A 16,475-nucleotide genomic window follows, 5' to 3' on the forward strand; every position below is an offset into this window, starting at 1 on the left:
TGGTCGGACCACTGTATGGTCAGACCATACCTAAATACCACTATTTCCGGCCACCACCAGAGAGGACTCCGTTGGCGGACAGCGGCTGGCATCCCGTCAGGCGAACGCGGACGTTCGAGGACGTACTCGCACAGATCGAGCGGCGCATCGCCGAGGACGGACTGACCGTGGGCGACCGGCTGCCCGCCGAACGCCACCTCGCCGGGCAACTCGGCGTCAGCCGCTCGTCCGTACGCGAGGCCCTGCGCGTGCTGGAGACCCTCGGCGTGGTCTCCTCCCACGCCGGCCGGGGGCCGGACGCGGGGGCGGTGCTCACCTCGCGCCCCGACTCGGCGCTGACGGACCTGCTCCGGCTGCACCTCGGCCTGGCCAGCCTGGAGCTGCGCGAGGTCATCGACACGCGGCACATGATCGAGCAGTGGGCGGCCTCGCATGCCGCCGCCGCCAGGGCGGACACCTCCGCCCTGGCCGACGCCCTTTCCGGGATGGACAGGGCGCGGACGGCGGAGGAGTTCGTGGAGCACGACACCGCCTTCCACTGCGCGATCGCGGACGCGTCGGGCAACCGGCTCGTCGCCGCGATCATGCGCTCACTACGGGACTCGATGTGCAAATACGCCGTCGAAGCCGTCGAACGCCTGGGCGACACGTCGATCCTGCGTACCGACCACGAGCGCATCCTGAACGCCATCGACCGGGGCGAGGCCGCCGAGGCCGCCCGGGCGGTGTCGGACCACCTGGCGCACGCGTACCCGTCGCTCTTCGGTCAATGACGGGTGTCCGCCTCCCGGCAGCCGGCCCCTGAGCAGGCCATCATCGCCTGCAGCCGCCGCTCCAGGCCGACCAGCAGCCCGGGGTCGGCGTCCTGGGCCAGGTTGTGCAGCTGGTACGGATCGGCGGCCAGGTCGTAGAGCTGTAGCTCGCCCGTCTCATAGCGGACATACGTATGGTCCCGCGTACGCAACGCCTGATAGGCGGGCACCGGGGTCTGGGCGGCCGACGACCGGTCGATCGGCCGGTAGAACTCGATCAGCAGGTTCTTCCGCCACTCCCCCGGCGGCTGGCCCCGCAGCAGCGGCACCAGCGACCGCCCCTCCGCGAACGCGGGCACCCGGGCCCCGCCCAGCGCGGCGAACGTGGGCGCCAGGTCCACCGTGGCCGCCAGCTGGTCGTTCGTGGTGCCCGGGCTGATGCCGGGACCGCGCACCACGAGCGGGATCCTGATCGCCTCCTCGAACGGGGTGGTCTTGCCCTGCTTGAGGCGGTGCGTACCGAGGTGGAAGCCGTTGTCGGAGCTGAAGAAGATGTAGGTGTCGTTGAGCTTGCCCGACTCCCGCAGCGCGTCGACCACGGAGCCGACCAGGTCGTCCACGCCCAGCATGGAGCGCAACCTGGTGCGGTAGCGCTCGTCCACCTCGTCCAGGGCGGGCTCCTGGATCCGGGGCCGCTGCCGCAGCCAGAGCGGCTCGCGGCTCACGTCCTCCTGGTTGAACGACGGCGTGCGCGGGGCAGTGGCCAGCGAGAAGGCGCCCGCGTGGCGGACCGCCGGGTTGGCCGGATTGTGCGGGCCGATCGGCGCCAGGAACAGGAAGAACGGATCCTGCGAGGCAGTGATGAAGTCGGCGGCCTTGCCGGCCAGCACGTCCGACAGGTAGTCCTCCTCCGACCAGCCGTAGTCGTAGACCCTGCCGTTCTCGTTGAGGCGGTAGCCGTATTCCTCGTAGAGGTGGCGGACCGGCACGTCCCACTCGTTCCAGCCGGGCGGCACGTACGTCTCCTCGGCCGTACCGCCCGGATAGTGGTTGAGGTATTTGCCCATCAGGCCCGTGCGGTATCCGGCCTCCTGCATCCAGGTGCCGATGGTGGAACGTTCCAGACCCAGACTGTGGAAACGGTCGAAACCGCCTTCCGGGGCCGTGTTGGTGCGCACGTTGTGGCTGTGCACGTACTGGGAGCGCAGGATCGAGGCCCTGGACGGGCAGCACCACGAGTTGGTCACGAAGAAGCGCTCGAACGAGACCCCCTGACGCACGAGCTCCTCGGCGATGTTGGGGAAGAGCCCCAACGTCCCGGTCTCGAGGTCGTCGGCCACGATGTACACGATGTTGGGCCGGGACTTGCCTTCGGCCATCGTGGGCTCAGCCGCCGGCAGCAGGAGAAGCAGCAGGCAGACAATGCGTCGCAGACCGTTCAGCACAGTGTGACCAGTACCCCGGAAGATCCTCCATTGACACTTTCGGTCCTCACAGCCGTAATAGAACTTAATTCCGGAGGTGTCATATGAAGCTCGGCCTGTGTCTCGGATACTGGCAGCGCCACGCCGACGACGCGACGGAGACGGTGCTGGCGGCCGAACGGCTCGGCTACGACTCGGTGTGGACGGCCGAGGCGTACGGGAGCGACGCGTTCACGCCCCTGGCCTGGTACGGGGCGCGTACGAGCCGCATCAAGCTGGGCACCTCGATCGCCCAGATCTCCGCCCGCCCGCCGGTCACCACGGCCATGACCGCGATGACCCTGGACCACCTCACCGGCGGCCGGTTGCTGCTCGGCGTGGGCGCCTCGGGCCCGCAGGTGGTGGAGGGCTGGTACGGCCAGCCGTTCGCCCGGCCGCTGGCCAGGACCCGCGAATACGTGGACATCATGCGCCAGGTGTGGCGCCGCGAGGAGCCGGTCACCAGCGACGGCGCGCACTACCCGCTGCCGCTGCCCGGCGGCCTGGGCAAGCCGCTCAAGCTCATCACGCATCCGCTGCGCCCGGAGATCCCCGTCTATCTCGGCGCCGAGGGCCCGAAGAACGTGGCCCTGGCCGCCGAGCTGGCCCAGGGGTGGCTGCCGCTGTTCGCGTTCCCCGCCAAGATCGAGGAGATGTACGGCACGGCGCTGTCGGGCGCCCCCACCGGCTTCGACGTGGCCGCCATGGTGATGGTGGTGATCTCCGACGACGTCCGGAGCGCGCTGGACGGCGTGAAGCTGATGCTCACCCTGTACATCGGCGGCATGGGTGCCAAGCAGCGCAACTTCCACGCCGACATCATCGGCCGGATGGGCTACGCCGCGGCCGCCGAGCACATCCAGGCGCTCTACCTGGCCGGGCGCAAGGAGGAGGCGTTCCGGGCGATCCCGGACGAGCTGGCCGACGGCATCTCGCTCGTCGGCCCGCCCGGCAGGATCAAGGAGCGCCTGGAGCTCTGGCACCGGAGCCCGGTCACGACCCTGCTGGTCATGGGACCGCGCGACGAGCCCTCCCTGAAACTGGTCCGCGACCTGGTGCTGGGCTGAGCGCCCGCGCCCGGCGCCCAAAAGACCTGCCCGGGGCGGGTGGCTCAAGTCCGGGCGCGGCGCCGGGTCGGGGCGGGGCGGGGTGGGTCAGTCCGGGCGCGGGGCCGGGTCGGCGGTGACCGAGCGCAGCAGCGGCCTGCTCAGCGCGCCCGCGCCCACCACCCCGCCGAAGCCCACGACCACGCAGGCCCCCAGCGTGATCGCCCCGGCCACGCTCATCCCGCCGATCATGAACGGCATCGCGCAGAACACCCCCACCAGGATCGCCCCGCCGCCCATCACCGTGAGCGGGACGAGCGTCTCCGCGCGCCGGGCCCGGTCGAGCACCTCCAGCGGCGTGCCCGCCAGCCGCAACAGCGCGTACGTCTGCCGCCGGTCCAGGATCGAGGACGCGGCCGTGATCCCCGCGCTGGCGATGGCCACCAGGAACGACACGGACAGCACCACGGTCGTGCCCATCCTGATGTCGGCGAGGAGCTGGGTGGCGAAGCGCTCGTCGTCGGCCCTCGTCGTGGGAGTGCGCCCGGGCATGAGCCCGGTGAGCGCGGTGCGCGCCCGGTCGATCGTCGCCGGGTCGGCGTAACTGCCCAGGGCCGTGGCCACCAGCGCGTCCCCGGTCCCGCGCCGCGAGACCCGCACCGTCGCCCGGACCCCCGCGGCCCGCAGCCGGTCACGGGCCTGCCCGGCGACGGCCTCGGCCTGCCCGGCAGGCGCGGAGACCAGCAACTGCGGCGGTTCCCCGTCCCCGGCGAACGCCGACGGGCTGAGCAGCCCGATGAAGCCCGCCACGAACCCGGTCAGCGCCACGCCGCTCACCGTCCGCCAGGCCGAGCGCGGGTCGTCGACCAGCCGGCGCCCGGCGAGCAGCCCGGCGGGCCGGCGCGCGCTCCCGGCCGTGATCCGGCCGATCAGGCTCACCACCCAGGGCCCCGCCAGGTTGACGCACAGGAACGCCAGGCCGAGCGCGACGGCCACGATCCCGATGCTGGTGCCCCTGGTCAGCAGGGGGAACGCGGCGAGCACCGCGAACAGGGCGAGCACCCGGACGAACCGCATGGCGGGCGGCGTCTCCCGCTTGGCCACCCCGAGCGGGCTCACCACGACGCGCCGCAGCCCCACCACCGCCGACAGACCCACCAGCAGCGGCACCCCGGCCAGCACCGCCGCCAGCGGCAGCGGGCCTGGCAGCACGTCGGAGACGAACCACGAGCCGCCCGCGATCGGGATCCCGGCCAGCAGCGGCGCGGCGGCGGCGTAGGCGGCCGCGCCGAGCAGCGCGCCCGCCAGCGCGACGATCACGGCCTCGGCCACGGTCATCCGGACGACCTGCCCCGGCGTCGCGCCGACCAGCCTGAGCGCGGCCAGCCGCCAGTCGCGCCGGGCGACCGTGAGCCTGGCCGCGGCGCCGCCGAACACCAGCAGCGGCACCACCATGAGCACGCTCGCGACGAGCGTGAGAGCGCGGTAGGCCTCGGAGTCCTCCGACGGGGTGCCCGTCAGGTCTGCCACCTTGGCGGGGCCCTTGCCGAGCGCCCCGTCCCGAGTGCCGGCCGCCGTCATCGCCGGCGCGTCCGGCGCGTGGCCGACCACCGCGACCAGCTCACCCGGGTAGACCAGGGCCTCGTCGCCGAGCACGCCCGCCGGATCCGGGTAGCGCTCGGCGAGCTGGTCGGCGGGCAGCTTCCTGGCCAGCTCGGCCAGCGCCGGGGACAACCACACCTCGCCCGGCGCGGGCAGGCGCGGCATGCCCGGCGGCCGCGCTCCCGCAGCTGCCCGGGCGTCGAGCGCCGCCAGGTCCACAACGGTGATCACCTGGTCGCCGACGAAGTCGAAGCGCGCCGCCTCGATCGCCACCGCCCCCGCCTCCGCCGGTACGGGGTTGCGCCAGGCGCCGCGGTCGGCCCTGGCCGCGAAGGCGAAGTTGACCGCCACGGCGAACAGCAGCAGCGCGGTGGACACGGCGACCGCGCCCAGCGTGAGCCAGGCGCCGAGCAGGCCCCTGCGGCCGCCGCCCTTGAGCAGCCGCCAGGTGAGGTCGAGGTTCACGCGCCGACCCCGCCGGGAACCAGGAGCAGGCCGTCGCGGACCTCGACCGTGCGGTCACACCAGGAGGCCACGTTCTGGTCGTGGGTGACGACGATCAGGGAGGCACCGTTGTGCCTGGTCGCCTCCACCAGCAGCCGCATCGTGTCGTGGCCGGTCCGCTGGTCGAGCGCCCCGGTGGGCTCGTCGGCGAACACCACGGCAGGCCTGCTCACCAGCGCCCTGGCGATGGCCACCCGCTGTGCCTGGCCGCCGGACAGCTCCCCCGGCCGCCTGGTCTCCATGGTGTGCAGGCCGAGCGGGGCGAACCACTCGCGCGCCTGGCGTACCGCCTGGGTCCTCGGCACCCCGCCCAGCATGAGCGGGAGCGCCACGTTCTCCTCGGCGGGCAGCTCGGGCAGGAGCTGGCCGAACTGGAAGACGAAGCCGAAGCGGGTGCGGCGCAGCGCGCTGCGCTCGCGCTCGCGCATGGTGTCGATGCGCCGGCCGAGCAGGCTCACCTCGCCCCCGTCCGGCTTCATGATCCCGGCCAGGCAGTGCAGGAGCGTCGACTTGCCGGAACCGCTCGGGCCCATGATCGCTACGGCTTCGGCCGCTCCGATGGTGATGTCCACGCCGCCCAGGGCGACCGTCTGCCCGAACCGCTTGGTCAGGGCTCGTCCAACAAGTACGTCGTTCATGGCTTCCAGGTTCGCCGGGTGGCGGGCCTGGCGAATCGGCCGTGAGTCCATATCGGCCTCGGCCGAACGGACGATCCTTAGAGTTGGGGCGTGACTATTCGGGTTCTCATCGCGGATGACCAGCAGCTTGTACGCACCGGATTTCAGATGATTTTGGACGCCCAACCGGACATAGAGGTGGTGGCCGCCGTGGCCGACGGTGCCGAGGCGGTCTCGGAGGCCAGGCGGCTCAGGCCCGATGTCTGCCTGCTCGACATCAGGATGCCCAAGCTGGACGGCCTGGAAGTGACCCGGGTACTGGCCGGGCCGGGAGTGGAGAACCCCCTGCGGGTGGTGATAGTCACCACCTTCGACCTCGACGAGTACGTCTACGGCGCGCTGCGTTCCGGGGCGACCGGGTTCCTGCTCAAGGACAGCGGGCCGACGCTGCTCATCGAGGCGGTCCGGGCCGCGGCGGCGGGCGACGCGCTGGTGTCACCGTCGGTGACCGTACGGCTGCTGCAGCACCTGGCCAAGCCGCGGCGGGCCGCCGTCCCCGCGGGCGATCCGCTCACCGACCGCGAGCTGGACGTCGTGCGCCTGGTGGCCAGGGGGAAGACCAACCAGGAGGTGGCGGCGGAGCTGTTCGTGTCGCTTTCCACGGTCAAGACCCACCTCGGCAGCATCCAGGCCAAGCTCGGCGTCCGCAATCGGGTCGAAACCGCAGCGTGGGCTTGGGAATCCGGCGTGGTGAGCTGATTAACAGCGCCGCTCCCGGGATACAAGTGAATCAAGACCTCAGCGCATGGCCCGGGGGGAGAACAACGTGCGCGACAGCCAGGAACCGCCCATCAGAAGAGCCGCCTCTGCCGTTTATGTAACGCTTGCCGCGCAGGTCCTCTCTCTCGGCGCCCTGGTGATCTTCGAGCATTCACGCGGCCGCCGGCTCGCGGCCCAGCTCGCGGAGTTCGGCGGCCGGCCCCAGGGGGCCGAGGCGGAGGCCGTGGTGGGCGCGGTGACGACGTTCGCGGTGCTGATGATGCTGGTGACGGGCACCTCCATCGCGGTCGCGGTCGCCTACGTGACCTGGCTGGTGCGGGCCAGGCGGGCCAACGACCGCTCGGCCGCCTCCGGCCCGGTCGCGGCCGCCTGGCTGATCCCGTTCGTCAACCTGGTGGCGCCCGCCGTGCTGGTGGACGAGGTGTGGCGGGGCACCAGGCCGCCGGCGGGGCAGCGGGCGCGGTGGATCGGGCTGCTGGCCGGGTGGTGGCTGAGCTGGCTGACCATGGTCGCGCTGGTCACGATCAGGCTCCCGCTCGACGCCTCCGCGGCCGGCCTGACGGGGGTGGGGCTGCCGGAGCTGGCCTGCGCGTCGGTGGCCGCCCTGCTGTGCGGGGCCACCGTACGCGAGCTGACGCGGCTGCAGCGGGCCCGAGTCCCCAGGAGCGCCGGGTCCGGCGCCGTGCGCACCTTCACCCCGCCACCCCGCCAGACCCCGGACTCCACCCCGGTCGGCCACCCGGGCTGACCCCGGATCGACGGACCGTTTCCGGATATCGCGGGGTCAGGCGGCCGTGGGGCCGGAGCTGCCCGGGCTGGCGTGCCAGAGGCGGCGGGGCGGGTCGGCGATGGCCGGGCCCAGGTCGGAGTAGGGCGAGAGGCGGTAGCCGTTCGGATATTCGATCTTGCGTCCGCCGACCCCGGCGAGCTCCTCCGGCGCCCGCGCGAGGTGGGCGCGCACCGCCTCGATGCCCTGGGAGCGCCAGAGGGCGTCCAGGTCCCGCAGGTCCCAGCAGTCCACCGCGCGCATCGACACCGCCCGCGTGCCCGTGCGCCTGACCACCCCCTTGCCCAGCAGGAGCCATGAGCCGAACACCGTCGCCGCGCACCGGCCCTGCACCGACTCGAAGAACGTCAGGTCGATCGGGCCGGTCGAGTCGTCGAGCGTGGTGAAGATGACCCGCTGGCCCGAGCGCACGGCGGGTGTCTGGGTGGCCACCTTGACCCCGGCGACCAGGATCTCCGCGCCGTTGCGCTGCGCGAGCAGATCCCTGGAACGGACCACGCCGAGGAGGTCGAGCAGCTCGTCGTAGAAGCTGATGACGTGGCGGCTGACGTCGATGCCCAGGATCTCCAGCTCGGCCTCGACCATCTCCGCCTCCGTCATCTCCGGCAACTCCCCGGGCGCGAGCCGCTCGCCGAAGCCCAGCGGGAGCTGCACGGACGGCGGGGCGGCGGCCCGGGGAGGGGCGGCCACGGGCGAGGAGTAGCGCTTGGACCCGCGCGAGCCCGTCCGCACTCCGCTCGCCGAGACCCGGTCGAGCATCCCCACCTGGGCGATCAGGTCGCGCCTGGTCAGCTCGCCCGGCCGCCAGCGAGGACCGCCAGGGTGCAGGTCGTGCAGCGCGTCCAGGCCGCCCACCTGGACGATGCGCTCGATCGTGGGGCGCGAGGGGCGGGCGCGGTCCCAGAAGTCGGCCAGCGACGTGTACGGCTGCCCGGCCACCATCCGCTCGACCTCCGCCTCGCTCACCCCCTTGATCGCCGAGAACGGCACCCGCAGCGCGTATCCCTTGCCGATCTCGTCGATCTTGAAGTCTTTCCGCACCGGGGAGCCTTCCAGCGCGGAGGGACGCACGCGAACCCGCACACCAGCCTGGTCACCGGTCCCGGCACCGGCCTGGTCACGCGCCTGACCGCGCGCCCGGTCACGGGGCCGGACCCGGGGGCCGAGCCGCTCCACCCGCCAGTCCCGGCCCGACTTGTTGATGTCGAGCTGCAGGATCTGGACCCCGCACTGCCGGGCCTCGTCGATGATGACCCGCGGCGGGTACATTCCGGGCTCGTGCGTGAGCACCCCCGCGAAGAACGCCGCCGCGTGGTGCCGCTTGAGCCACGCCGACTGGTAGGTCGGCAGCGCGAACGCCGCCGCGTGCGCCTTGCAGAACCCGAAGGCCCCGAACGCGTCCAGCACCTGCCAGGCCCGGTCCACGGCCGCGTCGTTGAACCCGTTGGCCCTGGCCAGGGGCACGAACGTCTTGCGCACCCGCTCGCGCCCCTCCGGCGTGTCCAGCGTGCGCCGCAACGTCTCGGCGAACGACAGGTCCCGCCCCGTCATCACCTCGATGATCTTCAGCACCTGCTCGTGGAACACCACGACGCCGTGCGTCTCCTTCAGCGCCCCCCGCAGCCGCTCGTGCGGATAGTACGGCTGCCGCCACCCGTGCCTGGCCTCCAGGTAGGGGGTGACCATGTCGGAGTTGACCGGACCCGGCCTGAACAGCGAGATGTCCACGATCAGGTCGTGCATCGTACGCGGCTCCAGCTTGGCGACCAGCTCGCGCTGGCCCGGGGACTCGATCTGGAAGCAGCCGATGGTGCGGCTGGCGCCGATCAGCTCGTAGGTCTCCTGGTCGTCGTGCGGCACGTACTGGACCTCGGGGTCCTCCTGCGCGGCGCCGTCGTCCGGCGGGCGTGCGGTGTCGTCGTCCGGCGGGCGTGCGGTGTCGTCGTCCGGCGGGCGTCGCTGGGTGTCCAGCTCCACCACGACGTCGTCCACGCGCTTGATCTCGCTCAGCGCGTACGCCAGCGCGGACTGCATCCGCACGCCCAGCACGTCGAGCTTGAGCAGCCCGGCCTCCTCCACGTCGTCCTTGTCGAACTGCGACATCGGGAACTCCAGCAGGCTGCGCTCCACCGGCGTCCTGTCGCGCAGCCCCGAGTTGCCGATCAGCACGCCGCACGGGTGCAGCGCGATGTGCCTGGGCAGCCCGTCGAGCTTCTCCGCCAGCCGGAACACCCGCTCCAGCCCCGCGTCGCCGAGCCGGCTCTCGCGCAGCTCCGGCAGGTCGCTCAGCGACGCGGTGATCTGCCGGGCCCTGATGTGCGGGAACGCCTTGGCGATGGCGTCGATCTCGTGCGGTGGCAGGCCCATCGCCCCCGCGACGTCGCGGATGGCGCTGCGCGCCCGGTAGGTCTCCATCATGGACACGCAGGCCACGCGCGCCTCGCCGTAGCGCTCGAAGATGGCCTTGTAGCAGTCGAGCCGGCGGGCCGACTCCACGTCCATGTCGATGTCCGGCAGCCCGATGCGGCCCTCCGAGAGGAAGCGCTCCATGAGCAGGTCGTGTTCGAGCGGGTTGACCTCGCCGATGCCGATGAGGTAGTTGACCAGGCTGCCCGCCCCCGAGCCGCGGATGGCGCAGCGGATGCCCATGCCGCGGATCATGTCGGTGATGCCGGCCACGGCGACGAAATATCCGGACAGGCGCTTCTTCTCGATGATCGCCATCTCGGCCCGGAGGCGCTCCCTGGCCGGGCCGGAGCGGTCGAGGCCGCGCGCGATCAGCCCGTCCTCGGCGCGGTGGCGCAGCAGCGGCACCGGGTCGCGGCCGATCTCGGGCAGGTGCAGGGCGGGCGGGCTGTTGTGCAGCGCGAGCAGGTCCAGCGGCGCCATCGAGCACGCCTCGGCCAGCCGCCGGGTGGTGAGCAGCAGCCGCGCCACCCGCTCCTGGTCCGCGCCGCAGACCTTGGTCGCCACCTGCCACATCTCCTTGGTGCTCTTGAGGTAGGCGTGGGAAGTGGTGCGTTCCAGATGGCGCGGGTGCAGCGGGACGAGCTGGCGGGCCGCGTCGAGCACGTCGCCCACCTGGTGGTCGGCCGGGTCCAGGTAGCGTGCGGCGTTGGTCAGCACGGCCGGCACGCCCATGGACTCGGCCAGCCCGAGCATGCGCACGGCCGTGATGGCGTCGCGGAAGCCGTACTGGTCGACCAGCTCGATCACCACGCCGGGCACGGCGGCGCGCCACAGGCCGAGCAGCGTCCTGGCGTGCTCGTCGCGCCGCTCGGCCACCGCGCGGCCCACGTCGGACCTGGGGCCGAGCAGCACCACGAGCCCGTCCTCGGCGCCGAACCCGTGCTCGCCCGGCCCGCCCGCCCAGGCGCCGAGCAGCTCGCGGGTCACCTTGGGCGCCCCCCGCTCGCCCGCGTGGTGGGCGGCCGTGACCAGACGGCACAGGCGGGACCAGCCCTTGGCGCGGGCCAGCACCGTGACGCGGTCCTCGGCGTCCGGGCCGGTCCTGGGCCGCCCGCCGCCGGACCGCCCGCTCCTGGGACGCGGCGGCGCGGGGATCCCGGGCACCGGGTCGAAGGCCGGAGCGGGGTGGTCGAACGCCAGGTTCACGCCGACGACAGGGGCGATCCCGGCCTCCGCGCACGCCTGGACGTGCTTGATCGCGCCGTAGAGCCCGTCGCGGTCGGTCAGCGCGAGGATGTCCATCCCGTGCTCCACCGCCCGGTTCACCAGCGCGCGGGGGAAGGCGGTGCCGTAGCGCATGGAGTATGCGGAGCACACGTTGAGGTGCGGGAACGGGGGCGCCATCAGTCCCACGCCCGCAAAAGCAGCCAGCCGTTGCCGGCGGTGTCGTAACGCAGCTCGTAGGAGCCGACCTCGCGCCCGGGGCTGGCCTCCACCCGCCAGAACTGGCGCTCGCCCGGGTCGTTGTCGCCGGTCTTCCACCACTCGCGTGCGACCACCCAGTGGTCGAGGACGCTGCGGACCAGATAGAGCCGGTCACGCCAGACGAACTGGGTCGGCTCCCCGTCCCGGGTCCACACCTCTATCGGATCGCCATAGAGTCTGCTCAAGACGCTTCTCCCCGCGGCTCTGGTCGTATGGTGAGCCACCCGGGGGAAGGCGGGCGCTTATAAGTCGAACATATGTTCTCTGCGCCCGGAGCGCAAGTCTCCCGCCTGTCTCACGAGCGGGTTGGCGCCGATCGAGTTGCGGATGCTGAAGATCACGCTGCCCGCCCGGTAGCGGTCGTCGGAGGTCTCCACGGGGCGGCCCTCGTACGTGGTCGTGATCCTGCGCTGGCGCAGGAGCGGGCTGCCGCGGCGCACCCCGAGCAGGCGGGCGTCCTGGGCGCCCGCGGGGACCGCGTCGATGAGGTGCTCGCCATAGGCGATCACGAGCCCGATCGACTCGTACAGCGCCTCCGTGACCGACTCGCAGTCGGCCGGCAGCCGCTCGACGGCGGGGGCCACCCACTCCGCGTAGACCGTGCGCTCGACCAGCACGGGCTCGTCGTCCAGCGTGCGCAGGCGCAGCACCTCCAGCACCTTGTCATTGCCGAGCCGGACCGACTCGACGGCGCTCGCGGCCCTGCGGCGCTGCTCGATCACCTGGCCGCCGTAGCGGTGGCCGTTGGCGCGGGCCCACTGCGCGAAGCTGTGCAACTCGGCGAAGCTCTGGCTGCGCGCCCGGCCGAGCACGATGCGCCGGGCACCCTGCCGGGACCCGACCAGCCCCTCGACGGCGAGTACGGCCACCGCCTGGCGCACGGTGCCGCGTGCCACGCCGAAGCGCCCGGCCAGGTCGGATTCGCTGGGAAGTTGCGAGCCGACCGGATGCGCGCCCGTGAGGATCTCCTCCCGTAACGCATCAGCGATCCGTTCATAGCGCGCAACCATCCCCGACCTTTCCCATTCACCAACGAGCAACATCTGTGCGACTTACTAGGGCTCGCTTGTTTGTACAAGTTCCCCTATGTTCTTGGCACACCCCCTGGAAAGTGGAGGCGTTGTGTTCACACCTCGCACCCGAGCGGCCGGCGTTGTCGCAGCACTCACCCTAGTCACAGCGGCGTGCGGCGCCGCGCCCAGCACCCAGCAGACCACCCAGGCGTCGGAGGGCGGGGTCAACGCGGCCACCGCCACCTCCGCCGCCGACTTCGGCGGTATGGAAAAGCTGGTCGAAGCCGCCAAGAAGGAGGGCAACCTCCACGTCATCGCCCTCCCCCCGAACTGGGCCAACTACGGCGAGATCATTGAGAAGTTCCAGGCCAAGTACGGCATCAAGATCGAGAGTGAGACGCCGGACGCGGCCAGCGCCGACGAGATCAACGCGGTGAAGACCCGCAAGGGCCAGGACCGCGCTCCCGATGTGCTGGACCTCGGCAAGTCGTTCGCGATCAGCGGCGCCGCGGAGGGCCTGTTCGCCCCGTACAAGGTCGAGGCCTTCGACAAGATCCCCGAAGGGCAGAAGGAGACCACCGGCCTCTGGGTCAACGACTACGGCGGCTACGTGTCCATCGGCTGCGACGCCAAGAAGATCACCAACTGCCCGACGAGCTTCGCCGACCTGCTCAAGCCCGAGTACAAGGGCAAGGTCGCGATGAACGGCAACCCGACCAAGGCGGGCTCGGCCTTCGCCGGCGTGTACGCCGCCGCGCTGGCCAACGGCGGCTCGTTCGACGACATCCAGCCCGGCATCGACTTCTTCAAGAAGCTCAAGGACGCCGGCAACTACAACCCGGTCGAGACCACGCCCGCGACCATCGAGAAGGGCGAGACCCAGATCAGCATCGACTGGGACTACAACAACGCCGCCTACGCCCCCCAGATGACGGCCAAGGGCATCGACTGGAAGGTCAACATCCCGAGCGACGGCAAGTACTTCGAGATGTACGCCCAGGCCATCAACAAGGACGCCCCGCACCCGGCGGCGGCGCGCCTGTGGCAGGAGTACCTCTACAGCGCCGAGGGCCAGAACCTGTTCCTCAAGGGCTTCGCCCGTCCGGTGCTGCTGCCGACCATGACCACTGAAGGCACCGTGGACCAGGCGCTGGCCGACGCGCTGCCGCCGGTGGACGGCACCCCCGAGTTCCCGTCGACCGAGCAGCAGGAAGCGGCCAAGGCCAAGCTGGCCACCGGCTGGGACGCCGCGATCTCCGGATGAACCGCGCCGGATCCAGAGGCTGGCTCGGGGCACTGCCCCTGCTGGCCTTCTTCGCCCTCGTCTTCGGCGTCCCCGCCGTCGCGCTGGTGGCGGGGGCGTTCACGGCGGACGGGCGGCCGAGCCTGTCGAACATGTCGCAGAGTCTCCAGGGCGGCTACCTCACCGCGATGATCAGCAGCGTCCAGCTGTCGGGTGTCGTCGCGCTGGTCGGGGCCGTGCTGGGGACGTTCCTCGCCTACGCCATCGTGACCTCCCGCTTCGCCCTGCTGCGGGAGGCCGTGCTGACGGCCTCCGGCGTGCTGGCCAACTTCGGCGGGGTGCCGCTGGCCTTCTTCTGGATCGCCACGCTGGGCAACTCCGGCGTGATCAGCGGCCTGATGGGGCTGCCGTCGGGTTCCCTCTACACCTTCTGGGGCCTGGTGGTGGTCTACCTCTACTTCGCGGTCCCGCTGATGGTGCTGGCCATGGCGCCGGCGCTGGACGGGCTGCGGCCGCAGTGGCGCGAGGCGGCGGCCAACAACGGGGCCACCACCTGGCACTACTGGCGGTTCGTGGCGCTGCCGGTGCTGGCGCCGGCGATGCTCGGCGGGGTGGTGCTGCTGTTCGGCTCGGCCTTCTCCGCGTACGCGACCGCGAACGCCATGGTCGGCAGCGTCGTGCCGCTCGTCACGCTGAAGATCGCCGCCGCGCTCACCGGTGACGTGCTGATCGGCTACGAGAACATCGCGCTGGCCCTCAGCCTGGACATGATCGTGGTGGCCGGGCTGGTGATGGCGATCTACCTGCCACTGCAGAAGAGGAGCTCCCGATGGCTGCACTGACCGGTCTGGAGCGGGTCAGCGCCCCGGCGCCGGCCGCGCGCACCCGGCCGCGGGTGTGGCGCGGGGTCGTGTTCCTGCTGTCCGCGGTCTACTTCCTGATCCCGCTCGGCGCCTCGCTCTGGTACACGATCTACACCCCCGGCAGCGGGGTCTCCCTCGCGGCCTACGGCGAACTGCTCACCGCCGAGGGCTTCCTGCAGTCCCTGGCGCTGTCGCTCGGGCTGGCGGTGGCCACGATCGTGATGGTGCTGCTGCTGGCCCTGCCCGCGATGCTGGCCGTGCGGCTGTTCGCGCCGCGGCTGCGGGTGGTGATGGAGGTGCTCTGCACGCTGCCGCTGGTGGTGCCGCCGATCACGTTCGTGGCCGGGATCGGCACGTCGCTGCGCACCGGGACCGAGGTGCTGGCCCCGACGCCGTTCTGGGGCACGATCATCGCGGTGCAGAATCCGGCCTTCCCCGTGGTGCTGGTGCTGGCGTACGTGGTGCTGGTATTGCCGTTCGTCTACCGGTCGCTGGACTCCGGGCTGCGCACGATGGACGTGCGCACGCTGGTGGAGGCGGCCCGGAATCTGGGGGCCTCGTGGCCGTACCTGCTGTTCAGGGTGATCGTGCCGAATCTGCGCTCGGCGCTGGCCAGCGCGTCGTTCCTGACGCTGGCGCTGGTGCTGGGCGAGTACACCGTGGCCAGCCTGCTCGGGTACCAGCCGTTCGCGGTGTGGATCGTGACGGTCTCGGGCTCCAAGGGACAGCTCTCGGTCGCGGTGTCGATCCTGAGCCTGGTGCTCATCTGGCTGCTGCTGCTCGCCGTGTCCACGGTCTTCGGCCGGCAGAGGTTTGGTAAGGAGAAGGGGAAATGACCGCATCTGTGGAATTCCGCGGGCTGCGGCGGGAGTTCGGGAAGACCGTCGCGCTCGACGGTCTCGACCTGCACATCGCGCCCGGCGAGTTCATCGCTCTGCTGGGGCCGTCCGGCTGCGGCAAGACGACGGCGCTGCGGTGCGTGGCCGGGTTCGAGCGGCCGGACTCCGGCGCGGTGCTGGTGGACGGCAAGGACATCACGAACGTGCCGGCCAACAAGCGGGACGCGGGCATGGTCTTCCAGTCCTACTCCCTCTTCCCCAACCTGAACGCCCGCGACAACGTGGCCTTCGGCCTGCGCGTGCGCAAGGTCCCCGTGGCCGCCCGGCGGAAGAAGGCCGACGAACTGCTCGAACTCGTCGGCCTGCCCACGCACGCCGACCGCTATCCGCACCAGCTCTCCGGCGGTCAGCAGCAGCGTGTCGCCCTGGCCCGGGCGCTCGCCCTGGAGCCGCGGGTGCTGCTGCTGGACGAGCCGCTGTCCGCGCTGGACGCCAAGGTACGGGTCGCGCTGCGCGAGGAGATCCGCCGCCTCCAGCTCGACCTGGGCATCACCACCATCTTCGTCACCCACGACCAGGAGGAGGCGCTGTCGGTCGCCGACCGGGTGGCGGTGCTGCGGGCCGGGCGGCTGGAGCAGATCGGCTCGCCCGCCGAGGTCTACGACCGGCCGGCCACGCCGTTCGTGGCCGAGTTCGTCGGCACCATGAACCACCTGGCCGGGCACGTCTCGGGTGACCAGGTCACGGTGCTCGGCCAGCTGCTGCCCGTGGACGGGCCCGTTCCCGCGGATCCGTCGGTGGACGTGCTGATCCGCCCGGAGGCGGTCAGGATCGCGCCCGCCGCGGACGGGGCCGGCGAGGTGGTGGCGGCCTCCTTCCGCGGCGCCTCGGTACGGCTGAGGCTGGCGGTGGCGGGCGGCGAGGTCCTCGCCGACGTGCCCGGCCACGAGGCGGCCGGGCTCGGGCCCGGCACCCGCGTGGCGGTCAGCCTGGTCGAGCGCCCCGTCCTGGTGGCCGCCCGGACGGTCACGGTACCCGCCCCCGTCGTGACGACCGATGCCGTCTGACGCGC

The 16,475-nt window shown here is 71.8% G+C and carries 14 protein-coding genes; 8 read left to right on the forward strand and 6 right to left on the reverse strand.

The features are described 5' to 3' along the window. Positions 1 to 71: 71 nt before the first annotated feature. Positions 72 to 773, forward strand: a complete 702-nt coding sequence (locus tag BLS95_RS36450; protein ID WP_090942342.1) for a FadR/GntR family transcriptional regulator — start codon at positions 72 to 74, stop codon at positions 771 to 773. Here BLS95_RS36450 and BLS95_RS36455 read toward each other — a convergent pair. Next, positions 767 to 2,197 (reverse strand): sulfatase family protein, encoded by a 1,431-nt coding sequence (locus BLS95_RS36455; RefSeq protein WP_245765493.1) that lies wholly within the window; start codon positions 2,195 to 2,197, stop codon positions 767 to 769. The two genes, BLS95_RS36450 and BLS95_RS36455, sit on opposite strands and share 7 nt — an antisense overlap. Positions 2,198 to 2,280: 83 nt before the next feature. On the opposite strand from BLS95_RS36455, the gene BLS95_RS36460 reads away from it, so the two are divergent. Further along, positions 2,281 to 3,282: an LLM class F420-dependent oxidoreductase gene (locus BLS95_RS36460; protein ID WP_090942345.1), complete on the forward strand. Its 1,002-nt coding sequence runs from the start codon at positions 2,281 to 2,283 to the stop codon at positions 3,280 to 3,282. Between the two features lie 87 nt (positions 3,283 to 3,369). On the opposite strand, the gene BLS95_RS36465 is transcribed toward BLS95_RS36460, so the two are convergent. Together BLS95_RS36465 and BLS95_RS36470 are read right to left on the reverse strand one after the other, a co-directional pair. Then, positions 3,370 to 5,328, reverse strand: coding sequence for an FtsX-like permease family protein (locus tag BLS95_RS36465; protein ID WP_090942348.1), 1,959 nt, complete (start codon positions 5,326 to 5,328; stop codon positions 3,370 to 3,372). Then, positions 5,325 to 6,005 (reverse strand): ABC transporter ATP-binding protein, encoded by a 681-nt coding sequence (locus BLS95_RS36470; RefSeq protein ID WP_090942556.1) that lies wholly within the window; start codon positions 6,003 to 6,005, stop codon positions 5,325 to 5,327. The genes BLS95_RS36465 and BLS95_RS36470 overlap by 4 nt, the downstream gene beginning before the upstream one ends. A gap of 90 nt (positions 6,006 to 6,095) precedes the next feature. Between BLS95_RS36470 and BLS95_RS36475 the strand changes: the two genes are divergently transcribed. Both BLS95_RS36475 and BLS95_RS36480 read left to right on the forward strand, forming a co-directional pair. Further along, positions 6,096 to 6,743: a response regulator gene (locus BLS95_RS36475; protein WP_090942351.1), complete on the forward strand. Its 648-nt coding sequence runs from the start codon at positions 6,096 to 6,098 to the stop codon at positions 6,741 to 6,743. A 67-nt stretch (positions 6,744 to 6,810) separates the two neighbouring features. Continuing rightward, positions 6,811 to 7,512, forward strand: coding sequence for a DUF4328 domain-containing protein (locus BLS95_RS36480; protein ID WP_245765494.1), 702 nt, complete (start codon positions 6,811 to 6,813; stop codon positions 7,510 to 7,512). A 36-nt stretch (positions 7,513 to 7,548) separates the two neighbouring features. Here BLS95_RS36480 and BLS95_RS36485 read toward each other — a convergent pair whose 3' ends face one another. The 3 genes from BLS95_RS36485 to BLS95_RS36495 are packed head-to-tail and all read right to left on the reverse strand — an operon-like array spanning position 7,549 to position 12,455. Continuing rightward, on the reverse strand, positions 7,549 to 11,364 hold the full coding sequence (locus BLS95_RS36485; RefSeq protein WP_090942559.1) for a DNA polymerase III subunit alpha: 3,816 nt from the start codon (positions 11,362 to 11,364) through the stop codon (positions 7,549 to 7,551). Then, positions 11,364 to 11,630, reverse strand: a complete 267-nt coding sequence (locus BLS95_RS36490) for a DUF6504 family protein (protein ID WP_090942357.1) — start codon at positions 11,628 to 11,630, stop codon at positions 11,364 to 11,366. Before BLS95_RS36490 ends, BLS95_RS36485 begins: the two co-directional genes overlap by 1 nt. A 57-nt stretch (positions 11,631 to 11,687) precedes the next feature. Beyond that, positions 11,688 to 12,455, reverse strand: coding sequence for a GntR family transcriptional regulator (locus BLS95_RS36495; protein ID WP_090942360.1), 768 nt, complete (start codon positions 12,453 to 12,455; stop codon positions 11,688 to 11,690). A gap of 112 nt (positions 12,456 to 12,567) precedes the next feature. Here BLS95_RS36495 and BLS95_RS36500 point away from each other — a divergent pair, with 112 nt between their 5' ends. Genes BLS95_RS36500 through BLS95_RS36515 form a run of 4 tightly spaced genes read left to right on the forward strand, consistent with a single transcriptional unit; the run spans position 12,568 to position 16,470 of the window. Beyond that, positions 12,568 to 13,722: an ABC transporter substrate-binding protein gene (locus tag BLS95_RS36500; RefSeq protein ID WP_218136159.1), complete on the forward strand. Its 1,155-nt coding sequence runs from the start codon at positions 12,568 to 12,570 to the stop codon at positions 13,720 to 13,722. Then, positions 13,719 to 14,543 (forward strand): ABC transporter permease, encoded by an 825-nt coding sequence (locus BLS95_RS36505; protein ID WP_090942366.1) that lies wholly within the window; start codon positions 13,719 to 13,721, stop codon positions 14,541 to 14,543. Before BLS95_RS36500 ends, BLS95_RS36505 begins: the two co-directional genes overlap by 4 nt. Next, the gene (locus BLS95_RS36510) at positions 14,531 to 15,400 is read left to right on the forward strand and encodes an ABC transporter permease (RefSeq protein WP_090942369.1); all 870 of its coding nucleotides are present in this window, start codon (positions 14,531 to 14,533) and stop codon (positions 15,398 to 15,400) included. Before BLS95_RS36505 ends, BLS95_RS36510 begins: the two co-directional genes overlap by 13 nt. Continuing rightward, positions 15,397 to 16,470, forward strand: coding sequence for an ABC transporter ATP-binding protein (locus BLS95_RS36515; protein WP_090942372.1), 1,074 nt, complete (start codon positions 15,397 to 15,399; stop codon positions 16,468 to 16,470). Before BLS95_RS36510 ends, BLS95_RS36515 begins: the two co-directional genes overlap by 4 nt. Positions 16,471 to 16,475: the final 5 nt, after the last annotated feature.

It is taken from the genome of Nonomuraea jiangxiensis, from assembly GCF_900099965.1.
Lineage (GTDB): Bacteria > Actinomycetota > Actinomycetes > Streptosporangiales > Streptosporangiaceae > Nonomuraea > Nonomuraea jiangxiensis.

What these genes read in the sequence shown, in the direction of transcription:
- BLS95_RS36460 (WP_090942345.1), top strand. Translation starts at nt 2,281, where the DNA reads ATGAAGCTCGGCCTGTGTCTCGGATACTGGCAGCGCCACGCCGACGAC.
- BLS95_RS36470 (WP_090942556.1), bottom strand. Translation starts at nt 6,005, where the DNA reads ATGAACGACGTACTTGTTGGACGAGCCCTGACCAAGCGGTTCGGGCAG.
- BLS95_RS36485 (WP_090942559.1), bottom strand. Translation starts at nt 11,364, where the DNA reads ATGGCGCCCCCGTTCCCGCACCTCAACGTGTGCTCCGCATACTCCATG.
- BLS95_RS36495 (WP_090942360.1), bottom strand. Translation starts at nt 12,455, where the DNA reads ATGGTTGCGCGCTATGAACGGATCGCTGATGCGTTACGGGAGGAGATC.
- BLS95_RS36505 (WP_090942366.1), top strand. Translation starts at nt 13,719, where the DNA reads ATGAACCGCGCCGGATCCAGAGGCTGGCTCGGGGCACTGCCCCTGCTG.
- BLS95_RS36510 (WP_090942369.1), top strand. Translation starts at nt 14,531, where the DNA reads ATGGCTGCACTGACCGGTCTGGAGCGGGTCAGCGCCCCGGCGCCGGCC.
- BLS95_RS36515 (WP_090942372.1), top strand. Translation starts at nt 15,397, where the DNA reads ATGACCGCATCTGTGGAATTCCGCGGGCTGCGGCGGGAGTTCGGGAAG.